General features: G+C 38.8%; 10 protein-coding genes. 9 read left to right on the top strand and 1 reads right to left on the bottom strand.

Features of this window, described 5'->3' with window-relative positions; genetic code table 11:
• The first annotated feature begins 7 nt into the window (after positions 1 to 7).
• The 5 genes from ACMZOO_RS01945 (at position 8) to ACMZOO_RS01925 (ending at position 10,964) form a co-directional block, all read left to right on the top strand.
• Positions 8 to 2,200, top strand: a complete 2,193-nt coding sequence (locus tag ACMZOO_RS01945; RefSeq protein WP_440905082.1) for an NAD(P)-binding protein — start codon at positions 8 to 10, stop codon at positions 2,198 to 2,200.
• 83 nt (positions 2,201 to 2,283) lie between these two features.
• A complete protein-coding gene (locus tag ACMZOO_RS01940; RefSeq protein WP_440905080.1) occupies positions 2,284 to 4,590 on the top strand; it encodes a TonB-dependent receptor in 2,307 nt (768 codons plus the stop codon).
• Between the two features lie 84 nt (positions 4,591 to 4,674).
• Positions 4,675 to 8,118 (top strand): response regulator, encoded by a 3,444-nt coding sequence (locus tag ACMZOO_RS01935; protein ID WP_440905078.1) that lies wholly within the window; start codon positions 4,675 to 4,677, stop codon positions 8,116 to 8,118.
• Between the two features lie 7 nt (positions 8,119 to 8,125).
• A complete protein-coding gene (locus tag ACMZOO_RS01930) occupies positions 8,126 to 9,073 on the top strand; it encodes a GGDEF domain-containing response regulator (protein WP_440905076.1) in 948 nt (315 codons plus the stop codon).
• Between the two features lie 49 nt (positions 9,074 to 9,122).
• The gene (locus ACMZOO_RS01925) at positions 9,123 to 10,964 is read left to right on the top strand and encodes a response regulator (protein WP_440905075.1); all 1,842 of its coding nucleotides are present in this window, start codon (positions 9,123 to 9,125) and stop codon (positions 10,962 to 10,964) included.
• Here the strand turns inward: ACMZOO_RS01925 and ACMZOO_RS01920 are convergent.
• Complete coding sequence (locus ACMZOO_RS01920; protein ID WP_440905073.1) at positions 10,947 to 12,263, bottom strand: TolC family outer membrane protein; 1,317 nt, start codon at positions 12,261 to 12,263, stop codon at positions 10,947 to 10,949. The genes ACMZOO_RS01925 and ACMZOO_RS01920 overlap by 18 nt on opposite strands.
• Positions 12,264 to 12,409: 146 nt before the next feature.
• Between ACMZOO_RS01920 and nudF the strand changes: the two genes are divergently transcribed.
• Genes nudF through ACMZOO_RS01900 form a run of 4 tightly spaced genes read left to right on the top strand, consistent with a single transcriptional unit; the run spans position 12,410 to position 14,883 of the window.
• Positions 12,410 to 13,051 (top strand): ADP-ribose diphosphatase, encoded by a 642-nt coding sequence (gene nudF / locus ACMZOO_RS01915; protein WP_440905071.1) that lies wholly within the window; start codon positions 12,410 to 12,412, stop codon positions 13,049 to 13,051.
• On the top strand, positions 13,051 to 13,491 hold the full coding sequence (locus ACMZOO_RS01910; RefSeq protein ID WP_440905070.1) for a DUF1249 domain-containing protein: 441 nt from the start codon (positions 13,051 to 13,053) through the stop codon (positions 13,489 to 13,491). Before nudF ends, ACMZOO_RS01910 begins: the two co-directional genes overlap by 1 nt.
• Positions 13,492 to 14,271, top strand: a complete 780-nt coding sequence (locus ACMZOO_RS01905; RefSeq protein ID WP_440905068.1) for a metallophosphoesterase family protein — start codon at positions 13,492 to 13,494, stop codon at positions 14,269 to 14,271.
• A 27-nt stretch (positions 14,272 to 14,298) separates the two neighbouring features.
• A complete protein-coding gene (locus tag ACMZOO_RS01900) occupies positions 14,299 to 14,883 on the top strand; it encodes a YqiA/YcfP family alpha/beta fold hydrolase (protein WP_440905066.1) in 585 nt (194 codons plus the stop codon).
• Positions 14,884 to 14,894: the final 11 nt, after the last annotated feature.

Here is a 14,894-nt window from a genome sequence, read left to right as displayed (position 1 = left end):
ATTTGTTATGACACAAAAGCAAAAAGTTGCCGTATTAGGCGGTGGTGTATCCGCAATGACGGCGGCGTTTTATTTAACCGAATCGCAAGACTGGCAAGATAAATATGACATCACAGTTTACCAATTGGGTTGGCGCATCGGTGGCAAAGGGGCGAGTGGTCGCAATAAAGAGTATGGTCAACGCATTGAAGAACATGGTTTGCATATTTGGTTTGGAGCGTATGTTAATTCATTCCGCACCATTGAGAATGTATATAACACGCTAAATCGTCCAAAAGATAAGCCATTGGCTACCTGGCAAGAGGCATTTAAGCCACAAAACTTTGTGGTTTTGCAAGAACACATCAAAAACGAGTGGAAAACATGGCCAAATGAATTTCCATTTATTCCTGGGAACCCAGCTGATAGCACTTTAGATTTAACGGTTTGGGAGTTTATTCGAGCTGCTTATTATTACTTAAAAGATTTTTTAACCGAGTTACATCAAATTAGTGGCAAGCAGCATAAAACTAATTTAGCTGAACATGACTCGTTAAAAGATATCGTAAGCCATTTGGCAACCCATTTGAAACAAGATGTCGCAGCGATAGAACATGCACTGCAAAACGATATTATCCAATCAATAGAATTAATTAAGCAATTGGCACATATACACGCCGATGCTGACGAGAGCCAAGTGCACGCTCATGCTTCGATTATCTCTCGTTTATTCCATGCGCTGAGAAAGTGGTTGCAGCATGAATTTGCTGAATTACTCGATAATAATGATGAAATCAGGCGTTTATTCATTTGTGCCGATTTAGGTTTAACCATGTTTATTGGTTTGATTGAAGATAAGGTACATCAGCGTGGTTTTGGTTATTTAAATCAATGGGATTATCGTGAGTGGTTAACAATACATGATGCAAATGTAGAATTTACCGTTAACTCAGCGATTGTTCGTGGTTTTTATGACTTGGCTTTTGCGTACCCGAATGGCGACTTTGAACACCCAAATATTGAAGCGGGTGTATCTGTATTGGCTATGTTACGTATGGCTGTATGTTATCGTGGTGGAATAATGTGGGAAATGCAGGCCGGTATGGGCGACACCATATTTTCGCCATTTTATGAGTTGTTAACTCAGCGAGGGGTTAAATTTGAATTCTTTAACTGTGTAGAAGAATTAATCCCAGGGGATGATTCCATTGAACAAATTATTATTACAGAGCAAGTTCAGTTAAATAACCCGAACAAACCATATAATCCGTTAGTTGACGTTAAAGGTTTACCATGTTGGCCGTCTGAGCCTAAATATGAAGAGTTAAATCCACAGCAAGCAGCGTGGTTGCAAGAGAATGACATTAACCTTGAATGTTTTTGGTCTGATTGGGCAAAAGTATACAAAGAGAAAACCGGTGAGGATTTACCGCAAAAAACTTTAACTAAAGGTGTTGATTTCGATTTAGTGGTATTTGGCCCTTCAGTTGGCTCAATACCTCACTTATGCCCCAAGTTATTAGAAAAAGATCCAAAACTGGCACAAATGGTTGATAAAGTTAAAACCGTCGCAACACAAGCTTATCAGCTGTGGTTAACTAAAACAGTTGCTGAAACAGGCTGGAAGTATTTACCTGAAAATGGTGAAAAACCAGTTTTAAGTGGATTTGTCGAACCTTTTGATACATGGGCTGCAATGGACCAACTGCTTTGCCGTGAAGACTGGCCAGCCGATCATGAACCGAAAAATGCCAGCTACTTTTGTAATGCGTATCCAATTGATAACTATCCACCTAAAGATGATTATCAATTCCCTGCTGAATGTAAATCTCAAGTGAAAAACAACGCAGTCAATCAGCTTAAAAATGACATTTATAACTTATGGCCGAGTATTGCACAGCAGGGTGAGTTTGATTGGAATTCACTATTAGCAAACCAAGATGAACAAGGCGAAGATCGATTTAACAGCCAATATTGGCGATGTAATGTCGATCCAAGCGAGCGTTATGTATTATCAGTTAAAGGTTCAAGCGCTTATAGGCTTAAAACTGATGAAACGATATTCAATAATTTGTATTTAACGGGTGATTGGTTGAGTACAGGTGTTAATGCTGGCTGTGTAGAAGCCGCGACAATGGCGGGAATGCAAACATCTCGCGCTATTTGTGGTTACCCAGAGTCAATTGACGGTGAAAATGGCTTTGAACCAAAAGGAAAATAGTTAAAGGAATTAGCGAGGCGTAATAATTCGTCTACAATATAAAGAAATTACGCCTCTTATGATTCAAGTTTTAAGGTAATTAAATGAAAAAGAACATGGGTTTTGTCTTGCCACCGTTTTTATGTGTGGCGAGCGTCGGCTTTGTTTCTGCTAAAGGAATAGATGAAACCCAGCAAACTGAGCAAGGTATAGAAGTAATCAAGGTACACGCTGAAAAACGCGCAAAAGAGTTATCTTCTGTATCTACAACTGTAAGTTTGTATACTGATAAAGAGTTAGAAGCTCTAAAAATCAAAGACACTACTGAGCTGTCTACGTTAGCGGCCAACGTTAAAATAACGCAAAACGCTGCTGAAGGCACACCGCCCGCTATTAGTATTCGTGGTGTGTCACTTTTAGACTACAACACTGCAAATACGGCACCTGTTGCAATATATGTAGATGATGCGGTTGGAGGTTCAGTTAACCATCAAATTGTAAACTTATTTGATGTAAAGCAAGTAGAAATTCTCAAAGGTCCTCAAGGCACATTGTTTGGCCGCAATACCACAGGTGGTGCGATACTGGTTTTTTCTAATGAACCAGAACAAGATTTTTCCGCCCATGTAAAAGCTGGTGGAGGGAATCAGGATTATCGTCTGTTAGAAGTGATGCTGAATCAACCGCTTACCAATAACTCCGCAGCGCGTATTGTGGTAAATCATCAAGAATACGACTATTCAACAATTAATCTTCACCCGCAAAGTCCAAAAGCTGGTTTGGAGCAAACTAATATTAGAGCTATTTACAAGTACACTGGCGATAATTGGGATCTGTTATTAAAAGCAAGAGCTGAAGATTGGCAAGGCACTGTTAAACCGCCAGCGAATATTGGCGTTGTCGATGCAAGTGGCAATCCTTGTGCACCAAGCGATGCTGGTTCAACCAAATGTTTTGATGGTTTTGGTTATAATGTCGGAACGGATGACTTTCATGCGGTTAATGTTGATAATTACAGCCCTCATGAAACAGACGCTCATGGTTTTTCAGCAAAACTGACGTTAGATTTAACTGACTACAGTCAATTAATCTATATTGGTGCCTTGAATCATTTAGAGCGTTATTCTGCCTATAACTGTGATGCAAGCCCAGCAGAGTTGTGTAAAGGCGCCTTGGGGGTGGAAACGGATAGCTCCAACCATGAAATACGCTTAGTTAATAGTTGGGATGAAACTACTTGGACTATCGGCGCGTTTTATTTAAACGAAGAGATTACCCAAGATAATTTTAGCGATATATTCAGAGCATTTCGTGGAACCGGCATCCTACCTAATGAATACACCACAACGTTTTTATATGACAATGAACTGGAAGTGACAGCTTCATCTTTGTTTACTGAAATTGAATTTTCGATAACTGAAAACTTGTACTTAAATCTTGGTGGACGTTATACAGATGAATCGACTGAATATCATACGGTTTCGAGAGTCGATACAATTTTAGACAATAGTTTAAACGATGATTCAATTCTAACTGCAATTGGTTGTTTTTCTACTGGTGAGTCACACGCTAGTTCATTTGGCGCAAATTGTCCGAACTGGGATTTATCTGGAAAAGTTAGCGACAATAATTTGTCTGGAAGCGCTTCGCTTCGCTATCAGTTTGATTCAGGCTCTAATCTTTACTACAAAGTTGCCAGTGGTTACAAAAGTGGTGGATATAATGCTGGTTTATTGGCGACCAAAGAAGAAGCCGAAAGAGCTGAGTATGGAGCGGAGCAACTGTTAGCGCATGAGATCGGTAGCAAAATTTCGTTACAAGATTCAGCGAGCTTTATTCAAGCCAGTGCTTTTTATTATGACTACACAGACCAACAAATATTCCAAAACCAACCTTCTGCTGTTGACGGTGCTCCGCCAATTCAAGTTTTGGATAATGTAGGTAAGTCTACTATTTATGGTGTTGACCTAGATTGGTATTTCAAACCATCAGATAATCTCGATACTAGGTTGTCTATTGGCTATTTGCCTAAAGCTGAAGCTGAGTTTGAAGATGCCGTGACGGGTGAACGTAAACAAAGTCGTCTACCATTGGCATCCAAATGGAATGTGGGAGGTAGATTAAATTATACATTTAGCGACCTGTCCGTTATGATAGGTTTCGATCATCAATCTGACTTTTATTTTGACCAAAATGAAAACCCTTATGCAGAGCAAAAGGCTTTTACTTTGTGGAACGCGGGATTAAATTACACTGTGACAGATAACTTTATTGTTAAAGTTTGGGGCAAAAATTTAACCGACGTTGAATATAGTCATTTAAAATTTGATTTGATCAACTTTTTAGGCATGCTGGAAGATTTTCGAGCCGAAGGCCGCCGATATGGGGTAGAAGCGACACTGAGCTTTTAATTTATTGTCTGAGATAGGGGCTGGTAGCCCCTATATGGAATTTCATAAAAGTATATGCAATTGAACCACAAAATTGGCGTGAAAATGGAACGAACATGCGCCAGCTTAAAATATCTGCTCTTACCGATTTTTATTTTTATCATCAGTTTTTCTTCAGTTTCAGCTGAGTCGTATTTATTCTTGGAAAGTAAATCTTCTGAAACTAATTTGCTAACGCTTGGCAATACCTATAAGGCTCAGAATGATATCTTTCCTGCCTCTTTAGATGAGGCTTTGCTACTCGCTAGTAAGCCAAGAGAGTCTGAATATCAGCCTAGTTCAGCCGAACCATATTGGTACGTAAAATCTTTTGTCAATCTAACCGAAGCACAGAATTGGATTCTGTATATTTATGGTGGGGCGTTCGAATCTGCTAAATTTAAATTGTATGGTCTAGAAGGAACCCAGAGCTTTGCCTTGGGACACCAACATTATGATAGCGATAGGTTTCATTACGCCCACTCTGTCAAATTACAGCCAAATCACGAGTATGTGTTAGTCGGGTATTTTGATAGTCCGTATTATTACGCTCCGATTAAAATGATCCTGCAAGCAGAAAGTGTCTTGGCAAATAAGCTCGAGCTTGAATCTGTTGCAATTCTAATTCTAAGCGGTATTTGTTTAAGTTTAGCCCTGTATAATTTATTTGTTTATATAGGTGCGCGAGACAAAACAAATTTGTACTACGCCTTGTATGTTGTCTTCTTATTGTGGAGTTGGCTGCATATACTACATGTGCCCGAAGTACTGTTTAATTTTTATGATAGTAACTATCACTGGGCTGGCTTTTTATTGGCCGGTATTTTTAGTAACTTATTTGTTGTCAGTTTCTTGCGCCTGCAAGACACGCGCCCTAAGCTAACCAAATTCTGTTATACAGCTGCAGCAATCAGTTTTATCTGTTTACCTTTTTCCTTTATGTCGGAGAATCACGGTTTAGCGTTAACAACCGCCAGCTCGACCCTCAACTTATTTTTAGGTTTGTATGCTGGGATAAGTAGTTGGCGTAAGGGGTATCGCCCAGCGAAATTTTTTGTATTTGCCTATTTAGCTTTATTTTCGCCTAATTTTGCTAGTAATTTAGTTAACGCGGGATTAATTGAGAATCAAACGCTAAACCTGTATTTAATCGGTTTTATGGGCGGCGCTATTGATGCTCTATTATTGGCGTTTGCAGTAGCAGACAAGGTTCGTTTGTTAAACGAAGAAAATATTGCTTTAAATACAAATTTGGAAAAGAAAGTACTTGAGCGCACAGCCGAATTACAAAAAACTACCGAAGAACTTGCCCGAGCGAACGATTCAAAGAGTCGTTTTTTGGCGCAAATGAGCCATGAAATTCGCACACCAATGAACGCAGTTATTGGTTTAAGTCAGCTCGCACTTAAAACTAATTTAAACTTTGAGCAGCGTGACTATTTGCAAAAAATCTATCATTCAGGTGATGTATTACTCGGTATTATTAACGATATTTTAGACTACTCAAAAATTGAAGCTGGGCGGTTAAATGTTGAGAAAGTCTCATTTAATTTAGAGCGGGTGGTTGAACGCGCAACTAATGTGTGTTCGTTAAAAGCCCATGCTAAAGGCATAGAGTTAATTGTTGATTTAAAAAACAATGTGCCTAAATTTATCGAGTCTGATCCGCTGCGTATTCAACAGGTGTTGGTTAATTTAATTTCCAATGCAGTTAAGTTCACCGAACACGGTCATGTTAATTTACGCATAAATACTAAAGAGCAAACCGATGGCGAATATCTAATTGAATTTGCTGTGGTTGATACTGGTATGGGGATGTCAGAAGAACAGCAAAAACTCTTGTTTAAACCTTTTTCTCAAGCGGACGATACTATTACTCGCAAATTTGGTGGCACAGGTTTGGGCCTTGCTATCAGCAAACAGTTAGTTGAGCTAATGGGCGGCGATATCTGGGTTAATAGTAAACAAGGTTTAGGCTCTGCGTTTCACTTTTCAATTAAATGTAAAAAAACGCATGAAGATATTCCGGCCAATAGTATTACTGTGGAAGACAGGCCGTTACGTGTATTGGTTGTTGATGATAATGCAATCGCAAGGCGGGTACTGCTCGATATTTTTACTCATCATAGTGCATTAGTGATTGAAGCTGAAAATGGTATTCAGGCTATTGATAAAGTGCAAACTGCGGTTAAGAATAATCAAAAATTTGATTTGATTGTAATGGATTGGCGTATGCCTGAAATGGATGGTATTCAGGCGTCTAAATTAATCAGGCAAGATTTGGGCGTAAAAGATATGCCAGCCATACTAATGGTGTCAGCGTACGATAAAGACGAAGCCAAAGTAGCCAGCGAAGGTGTTGGAATAGACGGTTTTATCGAAAAGCCGGTAAACCAGTCAACCCTGTTTGATATGCTACAAACTTGTTTGAATTTAGATGTAAAACGCAGTGAATTGATAGAAATGACTTGGTCAGGAGACGAGTCGATAGATTTGTCTAATGTCAGTGTATTGCTGGTTGAAGATAATAAGCTCAATCGCCAAGTTGCCGTTGGTTTTCTAAAAGAAGCGAATGTACAAATTGATATCGCTGAAAACGGTATTGAGGCCATCGACAAAGTAATGCGTAATAACTACGACCTTGTGTTGATGGATATCCAAATGCCAGAAATGGATGGTTTAACCGCTACTCGAGAAATCCGAAGTTTAGATAAATTCAAAAATCTGCCAATTATCGCAATGACAGCACATGCAATGGCCGGTGACTCGAAAAAAAGCCTCAATGCTGGCATGAATGATCATTTAACTAAACCGGTCGATCCAGACGAGCTCTATCGTGTTATTTATAAATGGGTAGACAAAGCTAAAGTTAAACCTGCAACCTCAAGTGAAGAAGCTACACCTGAACTTGCTGAATTACAGTCGTTAAGTTTGTTAAACGTAGCCAAAGCGCTGAAACAAATGCAGGGCAGAACCAGCTTATATTTAGACTTAATTAAAACTTTTGTTGAAGAAAATCATTCAACCGCGAGTGAACTTGAGCTTTCAAGCAGTAGTGATGATATGGAGCAGTTATACCTTAAAGTTCATTCGTTAAAGTCGAACGCTGCATATGTAGGCGCTGAAGAATTGGCAACAACGGCAGCGCAACTAGAACAGGCGATCACTAATAAACAAGATCACCAAATGCTGTTGGTTAAAACCTGTAATAAACTAACCAGTTTATTGGAACAATTAACACCATTTGTTCAAAGTTTCTTTAAACAAGAAATTGATTTAGGTTCATTTACCCAAGTTGAAGTAGATGAAATGCTCAAAAATATGACAGAGCTTTTGAAAGAGTCAAATGCTGAGGTGGAAGATTTTATACCTAAATTACAGCAGTTGCAGTATCATGTCGAAAATAGAAACGTTATTGCTGAACTTATTCAGTGTATTGACGATATAGAATATGATGCCGCTATCGCTTTAATTGGGGAGCACCGACAAGCATTTGAGCTGTCAGCTTGATTTGGTTATGAATAGAATAAAACAAGACTTTAGTATTTTAATTGTTGATGATGATAAAACTAACCGCCGAATTTTAAAGGAGTTAGTCGAAGACGAAGCTAGGGTTTTGTTAGCAAAGAATGGTGCGCAAGCAATTGAAAAAGCGAACGATTTATTGCCTGATTTAATTATTCTCGACATTGTTATGCCAGATATGGATGGCTTTAAGGTTATTGAACAGCTAAAAAATAAACGTGAAACCCAGCATATTCCGATTATTTTTGTAACTGGCAATACCTCAATGGAAGCGGAAGAAAAGGGCTTGCGTTTAGGTGCCGTTGATTATATTTCCAAACCTTTTCATGCTGGTATAGTTCAAGCCCGAGTGCATACTCAATTACAATCTTCAGCTCAACGTAAAATGTTGGATGAACTTGCGCATTATGATTCACTAACAGGTATTCCAAACCGTCGTTATTTCGATGATGTAGTCGAGCGAGAATGGCGCAATTGTGCTCAAGCACAGCAGCCGCTTACTTTAGCTGTTATCGACGTAGACTTCTTTAAAAACTTCAATGATACCTATGGCCATTTAGCTGGTGATAAAACCTTAAGAGCTGTTGCTCAAGTTTTACAAAGTCAAATGGTTAGGCCGCGTGATTTTGTTGCCCGTTTGGGAGGCGAAGAGTTTGTGGTTGTTTTACCCGAAACCGACAACCGCGCTGCCGAGGGTATTTTACACAAGTGTATTAATGCGGTACGCGAGCTGGATATTAGTCATTCCACGTCCGATTGTGAAACATGCGTCACTATAAGTGTTGGTTGTTACACTGTTTCGCCTGACCACAATTCAAACCCACTCGAAGCGCTAGATATTGCAGATAAATGCCTATATTTTGCGAAAGACAGTGGACGAAATCAAATTCATAGTCAACAATCTAATCAAGCGCCTGTTGGTGATTTACATATTGTTTAAGTAAATTTACGAGGTGTCTAGTGTGTCCGGTTAGGAAAAGGTTGTATTAATGGAATCGATTCTGATTGTTGATGACGAAAAACTTAACTTAAAGACATTAAGTGCTTTATTAAAGCGCGATTATGTTGCTATTTTGGCAAAAAATGGCGAACAAGCGTTAAGTAAAGCTGAAAAGTTTCAGCCTGATTTAATTTTACTAGACATTTTAATGCCTGGCATGGATGGTTTTGAAGTTTTAAAAAGGTTAAAAACCAATCCTGAAACCTCAGATATTCCGGTTATTATCGTTACCGGCACTACTGCGATTGAAAAAGAAGAACTCGGCCTTAATTTAGGCGCTTGTGATTACGTACATAAACCTTTTAATTCAGCCATTTTAAAAGCTCGTATTCGTACTCATATCTCGCTGCAAAAACAAAAACGCAATTTAAATAACTTAACCGAACAGCTTAAGCGCGCCAACGACGCTAAAAGCCGCTTTGTCGCTAATATGAGCCATGAAATTCGCACACCACTTACTTCCGTGCTCGGTTTTGCCGAAGCATTAAAAAATGGTGAGATCAGTCAATCAGAAGTTGATACTGTCATTCACCATATAGATAGAAATGGTCGCCACTTATTAAGCTTGATTAACGACATATTAGATTTTTCTAAAATTGAAGCCGACCAACTTGAGCTGATGCCAGCTAGAGTTGAGTTGTTTGAGTTAATTGAAGATATAGAAACTTTAGTTTTAGGCATGCCAAAAAGTCAGCAGGTCGAATTTAAACTCGAATGTGAATTTCCTTTGCCTCGGCTGATTTGGGTAGACTTAATTCGGGTACGGCAAATATTAGTTAATTTATTGTCCAATGCGTTCAAGTTTACCAAAGAAGGCAGTGTGACTTTACATATTAATTACGATACCCCACAGCGCATTTTAAAGTTTCATGTGATTGATACTGGCATTGGCATAGAACAAGACAGCAAAGACAAATTATTTCAACCTTTTGCTCAGGCTGACTCCAACGTGCAACATCAATTTGGTGGTACAGGTTTAGGTTTAAATATTAGTGCTTATTTAGCCGAAAAAATGGCTGGTAATTTATCTTTAACCAGTGAATTTAACCAAGGCAGTACCTTTACTTTTGAAATTAATTTAATCGAACTCGACGAGAACGATCTGCTGCTTGAGCAGCCAGCGGTACTTTCAAACACAGATAAATCAAATATATCTACAGCGTTAACTGGCAATGTGTTGGTTGCAGAAGATAATCCATCTATTCAAAAGCTGGTGCAGGTATTACTCAATCATTTAGGCATTACGGTAACTGTGGTTGATAACGGCGAGCAGGCGATTGAAAAAGTAATAGAGCAACAATTTGACGCTGTGTTAATGGATGTGCAAATGCCGGTTATGTCTGGGGTTGAAACTGTCGCTATGATACGCCAGTTGGGTTATACAGATTTGCCTGTTATTGCATTATCTGCCCATGTAGTTCGCGGCGAAATAGATAAATTTTACCAAGCTGGATTTGATGATTTTGTCGCAAAACCGGTAGAGCGTAAACATTTGTTGGCCGTATTGCTTAAACATCTAAGCAGTCAGCAAACGGTTGAAATTAATAAACTTGATATTGCGCTACCAACAAGTATTGAAGACCAATTAACTGATGAGTTTGTTAAGGGGTTACCAGAGCTTGCGAATGCACTAAATGTCGCATCAAAACAACAAGATTTACAAGCTTTGGGTAAAATCACCCACAATTTGAAAGGTTCAGCGAATACTTTTAATTTTGCTGATATAGGCGAGTTAGCTAGTAAAATTGAGCAGTCTGCTATACAAGGCCAGAGCTGGCAAAGTATAGCAGCTGATGTCGAAAAACTAATTCGTTTAACTAGCCGTACCTAAACGACTAATTGCTTGAATATCTTGTGCCGACAAGTTACCTGCCGCACTTTTTAATCCAACAATTGCTTTAATATACTGATAGCGCGCACTGGCTAAATTTCGTTTAGCGTCGTAAACCACTTTAGTACTATTAAGCACATCTACTATGGTACGTGTACCCACGTTAAACCCAGCTTTGGTTGCATTGAGTGCACTTTCAGCTGAAACAACAGATTGTTTTAACGCTTTTATTCGCGCTAGTGTTGCTTTTACATCGTTGTAAGCACTGCGTACTTGTTTAATTACACTGCGTTGGCTTTTTTCGAGTGCTTGGCTAGCCGATACATATTGGTGCCTTGCTTGGCGGCTTTGCGCATTAGTCGCGCCACCAGAATAAATAGGGACACTGACTGAAACTGTCCAGTTTAATCCTTTAGGCTGACTGTGAATTCTATCAACATCAAGGTCTGGGTTGGTGTTCGGAGAATTGTTATCTGACCAAGAATACCCCGCACGTAAATTGGCTTCAGGTAAATGGCCAGCAGATGCAATATCTATATCTTTTTTCGCAATTGCTACGGCAATTTTTTGTCCTAATAAATTCGGATTGTTTTGTTCTGCGATTGTTAGCCAATCATCGACTTTTGCCGGATTTAATTCTGGTGGGGTAAAGTTTTCGGTATTAAGTGGATCAACGCTTTGGTAATACTGGCCGGTAATTTCACGTAAAGCTTCTTTGGCTAATTCAATTGCGTTCATTGCGGTAATTTCTTGTGCAACTGCTGCATCAAACTGGGCTTGTGCTTCGTGTAAATTGGTAATAGCAGATATACCTACTTTGAGCTGTTGTTTGGTTTTTTCTAGCTCACGCTCTATCGCTTCTTTTTCTGCTTGTACAAAGGTGAGTGTGTCTTGCGCTTGCAATAAATCTAAATAGGCAGAAACCACTCTATTGGTTAAGTCAAATTCAGCTAAGGTTAAGGTAAATTGGCCTTGCTGGATTTGTTGTTCTGCTTTTGACAAGTTTAACCAGTTTGAATGTTTATAAATTGATTGATTTAAGTCGATACTTGCCGTTTGAGTAGTACTGTCTTGTATTCTATTTTGATTGTGTGAAATGCTGGCGATTAATTGGGGCAACAAACTCGCTTTAGCTAACGGATTAGCTTGTTGCAGCGCCATATAATTCGCTTGTGCTTGGCGTATGCTTGGGTCTTGTTCTAAAGCGGTTTGGTATATTTCAGTTATTGAGTTTGCTGAAGCTAGTGGTGTAAATAAAATGGTTACTAAGCTAGTCAATATTGTTTTGCGCAGTCGCATGTTTTTTCCCTGTTTAACTGTGTGTATTAGCTATATTATTTGGGCTATGTCAAAATGTTCAATTATTCGAAAACTGGTTTTGAGACAAGGTTATTATGCCTTGGTTCCAACTAATTGTTAAAGTGTAATTTAGTTAAAGGTATTAGATGCGCAAATTAATGGATGACTTTCCTTATAGTTTGGATAAACACGATGTTGAAGTTGTTAGCAAAAAGAGTTTATTTTCACGATTTTTCACTGTGTCGTTAGTGTCGTTTAAACATAAATTATTTGCTGGTGGTTGGTCGGAAACGGTTGAGCGCGAAATATTTGAACGGGGCGACGCGGTAGTTGTTTTGCCTTATGATCCAAAACTAGACAAAATCGTCATGGTTGAACAAATTCGTGTAGGTTGTATGGAAAATGCAGCGCATCCATGGGCGTTTGAATTAGTTGGTGGCATGATAGAGCAGGGGCAAAGTATCGAAAGTGTTGCACTGCGTGAAACTGAAGAAGAAACTGGTTTAATAGCAAGCGACTTAATTCCAATGCAAAGTTATTTATCTAGCTGCGGAGGCACCAGTGAGCGCATATTTTTATATGTAGCTAAGGTTGATTCTACTCAATGTGGTGATATTTGTGGGCTAGACTATGAACATGAAGACATTAAAGTGCATCAGTTTGACTGTGAACAAGTGTTCCATTGGTTAGAAAATGGCAAAATTGATGCAGCAGCTGTCGTTATTGCTTTACAATGGTTTAAACTTAATAAACAAACTGTTTTAGATAAATGGGCGCAGACTTGTTAATGAATGCACGAAGAAAAAAATACGTACCAGACATAGCGGAGCTTAACCGTGTGTGTGAGCATAATTTTATGCTGTTGGCACGTATGGTTAATTCGTGGGAGCAAGCTGCAATAAGTCAATTTGAAACCGGCCCATTCGCGGTTTTTCAGATAAAAGTAACTGAAGCGAGTAAATTTACCACGCATGTTGAAATGCGTCAGTTGTCTGCGAGTATGCCGGATTTAATGCAACCCAAGGTACTTATTCGGGTATACCATGATGCGAAAATGGCTGAGGTAATATCTAGCCAAAATGCTTCGCGCATTCAACCTAGTTATTTGTACCCAAATCCACAAATGCATCAACCAGATGAAAAAATGCAAATTAACCAGTTTTTAAATGAGTGGTTAAAGTATTGTCTGCAATGTGGTTTAGCCATGCATAAACAGGTGTTTGGATAAATGCCAACCACTTTATTGCAAATTACCGATTGCCATTTAAAAGCGGATAAAAACACGCTATTTCACGATATCAATCCGTATCAACGACTTGCTAAGTGTTTGGACTATGCCTACCAGCAACAATCAGACTCTGAAAATAACATTGCGGCCTTACTGTTAACTGGTGATTTAGTTCAAGACGAAGTGGCTAGCAGCTACCAGCAACTTATTGACTTGGTTAATCAGTATCAATGGCAAGTGCCTATTTGTTTGGTGCCGGGTAATCATGATGTTCCAGAGTTATTGGCAGAGGCTAAGCAAGCCATTGGTGCTTATGATCAATCTTTATTAAAGATTAACAATTGGCAAATCGTTTTATTTGACAGTTTTGATGTAGATGGAAAAGGCGCAGGCAAGGTTGAAGAAGCGCAAGTTGAGGATATTTTTCACAGGCTTAAAACTAGTCAAACTGATTATTTACTAGCAGTGCTACACCATCATTTAAGCCCTTATGGTGGTTTTATCGATAAATATCCACTGCAAGATTCGCAATATTTTTATAATTGGTTAGATGAGCAAGCGAAAAGTAATAACAACAAGTTGAAAGGGGTTGTACATGGCCATGTACATGCTACAGCTTGCAAATATTTGGCATTAACGCCAGTGTTTGGTGGTATCGCAAGTTGTTTGCAGTTTGTTCATGCAACTGAAGCACTCAACATTAAAGAGTTTGGTTTATCGGCCATTGATTTGTTTGCAGATGGCCGAGTTACCAGCACAGCGATTTATTTAAATGACTAAATTTGTTTTTAGCCCTAATTGATAACAATGAAAAAACTAATCTATTTACACGGCTTTTTAAGTTCACCATTATCGCTTAAAGCCCAGTTAACCCTTGAATATTGCCAACAACATTATGCTGATTCTATTCAAATAATAGCGCCGCAGTTAGCTAATTACCCAGAGCAAGTAGCAGAGCAATTAAGCGAGTTATTAGCCGATAAACAAAATATTCTGGGTTTTATCGGTAGCTCGCTAGGCGGTTATTTAGCTAGCTATTGTGCTAAACAAACTGGCTTACCTGCGGTACTGATAAACCCTGCGGCTTATCCTTACGATTTGTTGGCTAATTATTTAGGTGAACACCAACACCCATATACCAAAGAATTTTTTACTATAGACGACAGCTTTAATTTGTCTTTACGTCAATTTGACGTTACAAAGCAAGAGTTGCAAGCTTTAAAAATTTCAGTATGGTTACAAACCGAAGACGAAACTTTAAACTATCAAGAAGCGCAAGATAAATACCAGTATAATGAGTTAAACATTCAAGCCGGTGGTTCACATGCTTTTGATAACTATATCGAGCATTTACCTAGCATGTTGCAATATCTGTTTAATTCACAAGCTTAATTAGAAGAAGA

It is taken from the genome of Catenovulum sp. SX2 (assembly GCF_052056295.1).
Lineage (GTDB): Bacteria > Pseudomonadota > Gammaproteobacteria > Enterobacterales > Alteromonadaceae > Catenovulum.
Note: the sequence above shows the minus strand (reverse complement) of the source record. Positions and strands in the feature narration are given on the sequence as shown.

Bases quoted from the DNA above. Each gene is read 5' to 3' on its own strand.
- ACMZOO_RS01900 (WP_440905066.1), top strand. From the start codon at position 14,299: ATGAAAAAACTAATCTATTTACACGGCTTTTTAAGTTCACCATTATCG.
- ACMZOO_RS01945 (WP_440905082.1), top strand. From the start codon at position 8: ATGACACAAAAGCAAAAAGTTGCCGTATTAGGCGGTGGTGTATCCGCA.
- ACMZOO_RS01905 (WP_440905068.1), top strand. From the start codon at position 13,492: ATGCCAACCACTTTATTGCAAATTACCGATTGCCATTTAAAAGCGGAT.
- ACMZOO_RS01940 (WP_440905080.1), top strand. From the start codon at position 2,284: ATGAAAAAGAACATGGGTTTTGTCTTGCCACCGTTTTTATGTGTGGCG.
- ACMZOO_RS01935 (WP_440905078.1), top strand. From the start codon at position 4,675: ATGGAACGAACATGCGCCAGCTTAAAATATCTGCTCTTACCGATTTTT.
- ACMZOO_RS01925 (WP_440905075.1), top strand. From the start codon at position 9,123: ATGGAATCGATTCTGATTGTTGATGACGAAAAACTTAACTTAAAGACA.
- ACMZOO_RS01920 (WP_440905073.1), bottom strand. From the start codon at position 12,263: ATGCGACTGCGCAAAACAATATTGACTAGCTTAGTAACCATTTTATTT.
- ACMZOO_RS01930 (WP_440905076.1), top strand. From the start codon at position 8,126: ATGAATAGAATAAAACAAGACTTTAGTATTTTAATTGTTGATGATGAT.
- nudF (WP_440905071.1), top strand. From the start codon at position 12,410: ATGCGCAAATTAATGGATGACTTTCCTTATAGTTTGGATAAACACGAT.
- ACMZOO_RS01910 (WP_440905070.1), top strand. From the start codon at position 13,051: ATGAATGCACGAAGAAAAAAATACGTACCAGACATAGCGGAGCTTAAC.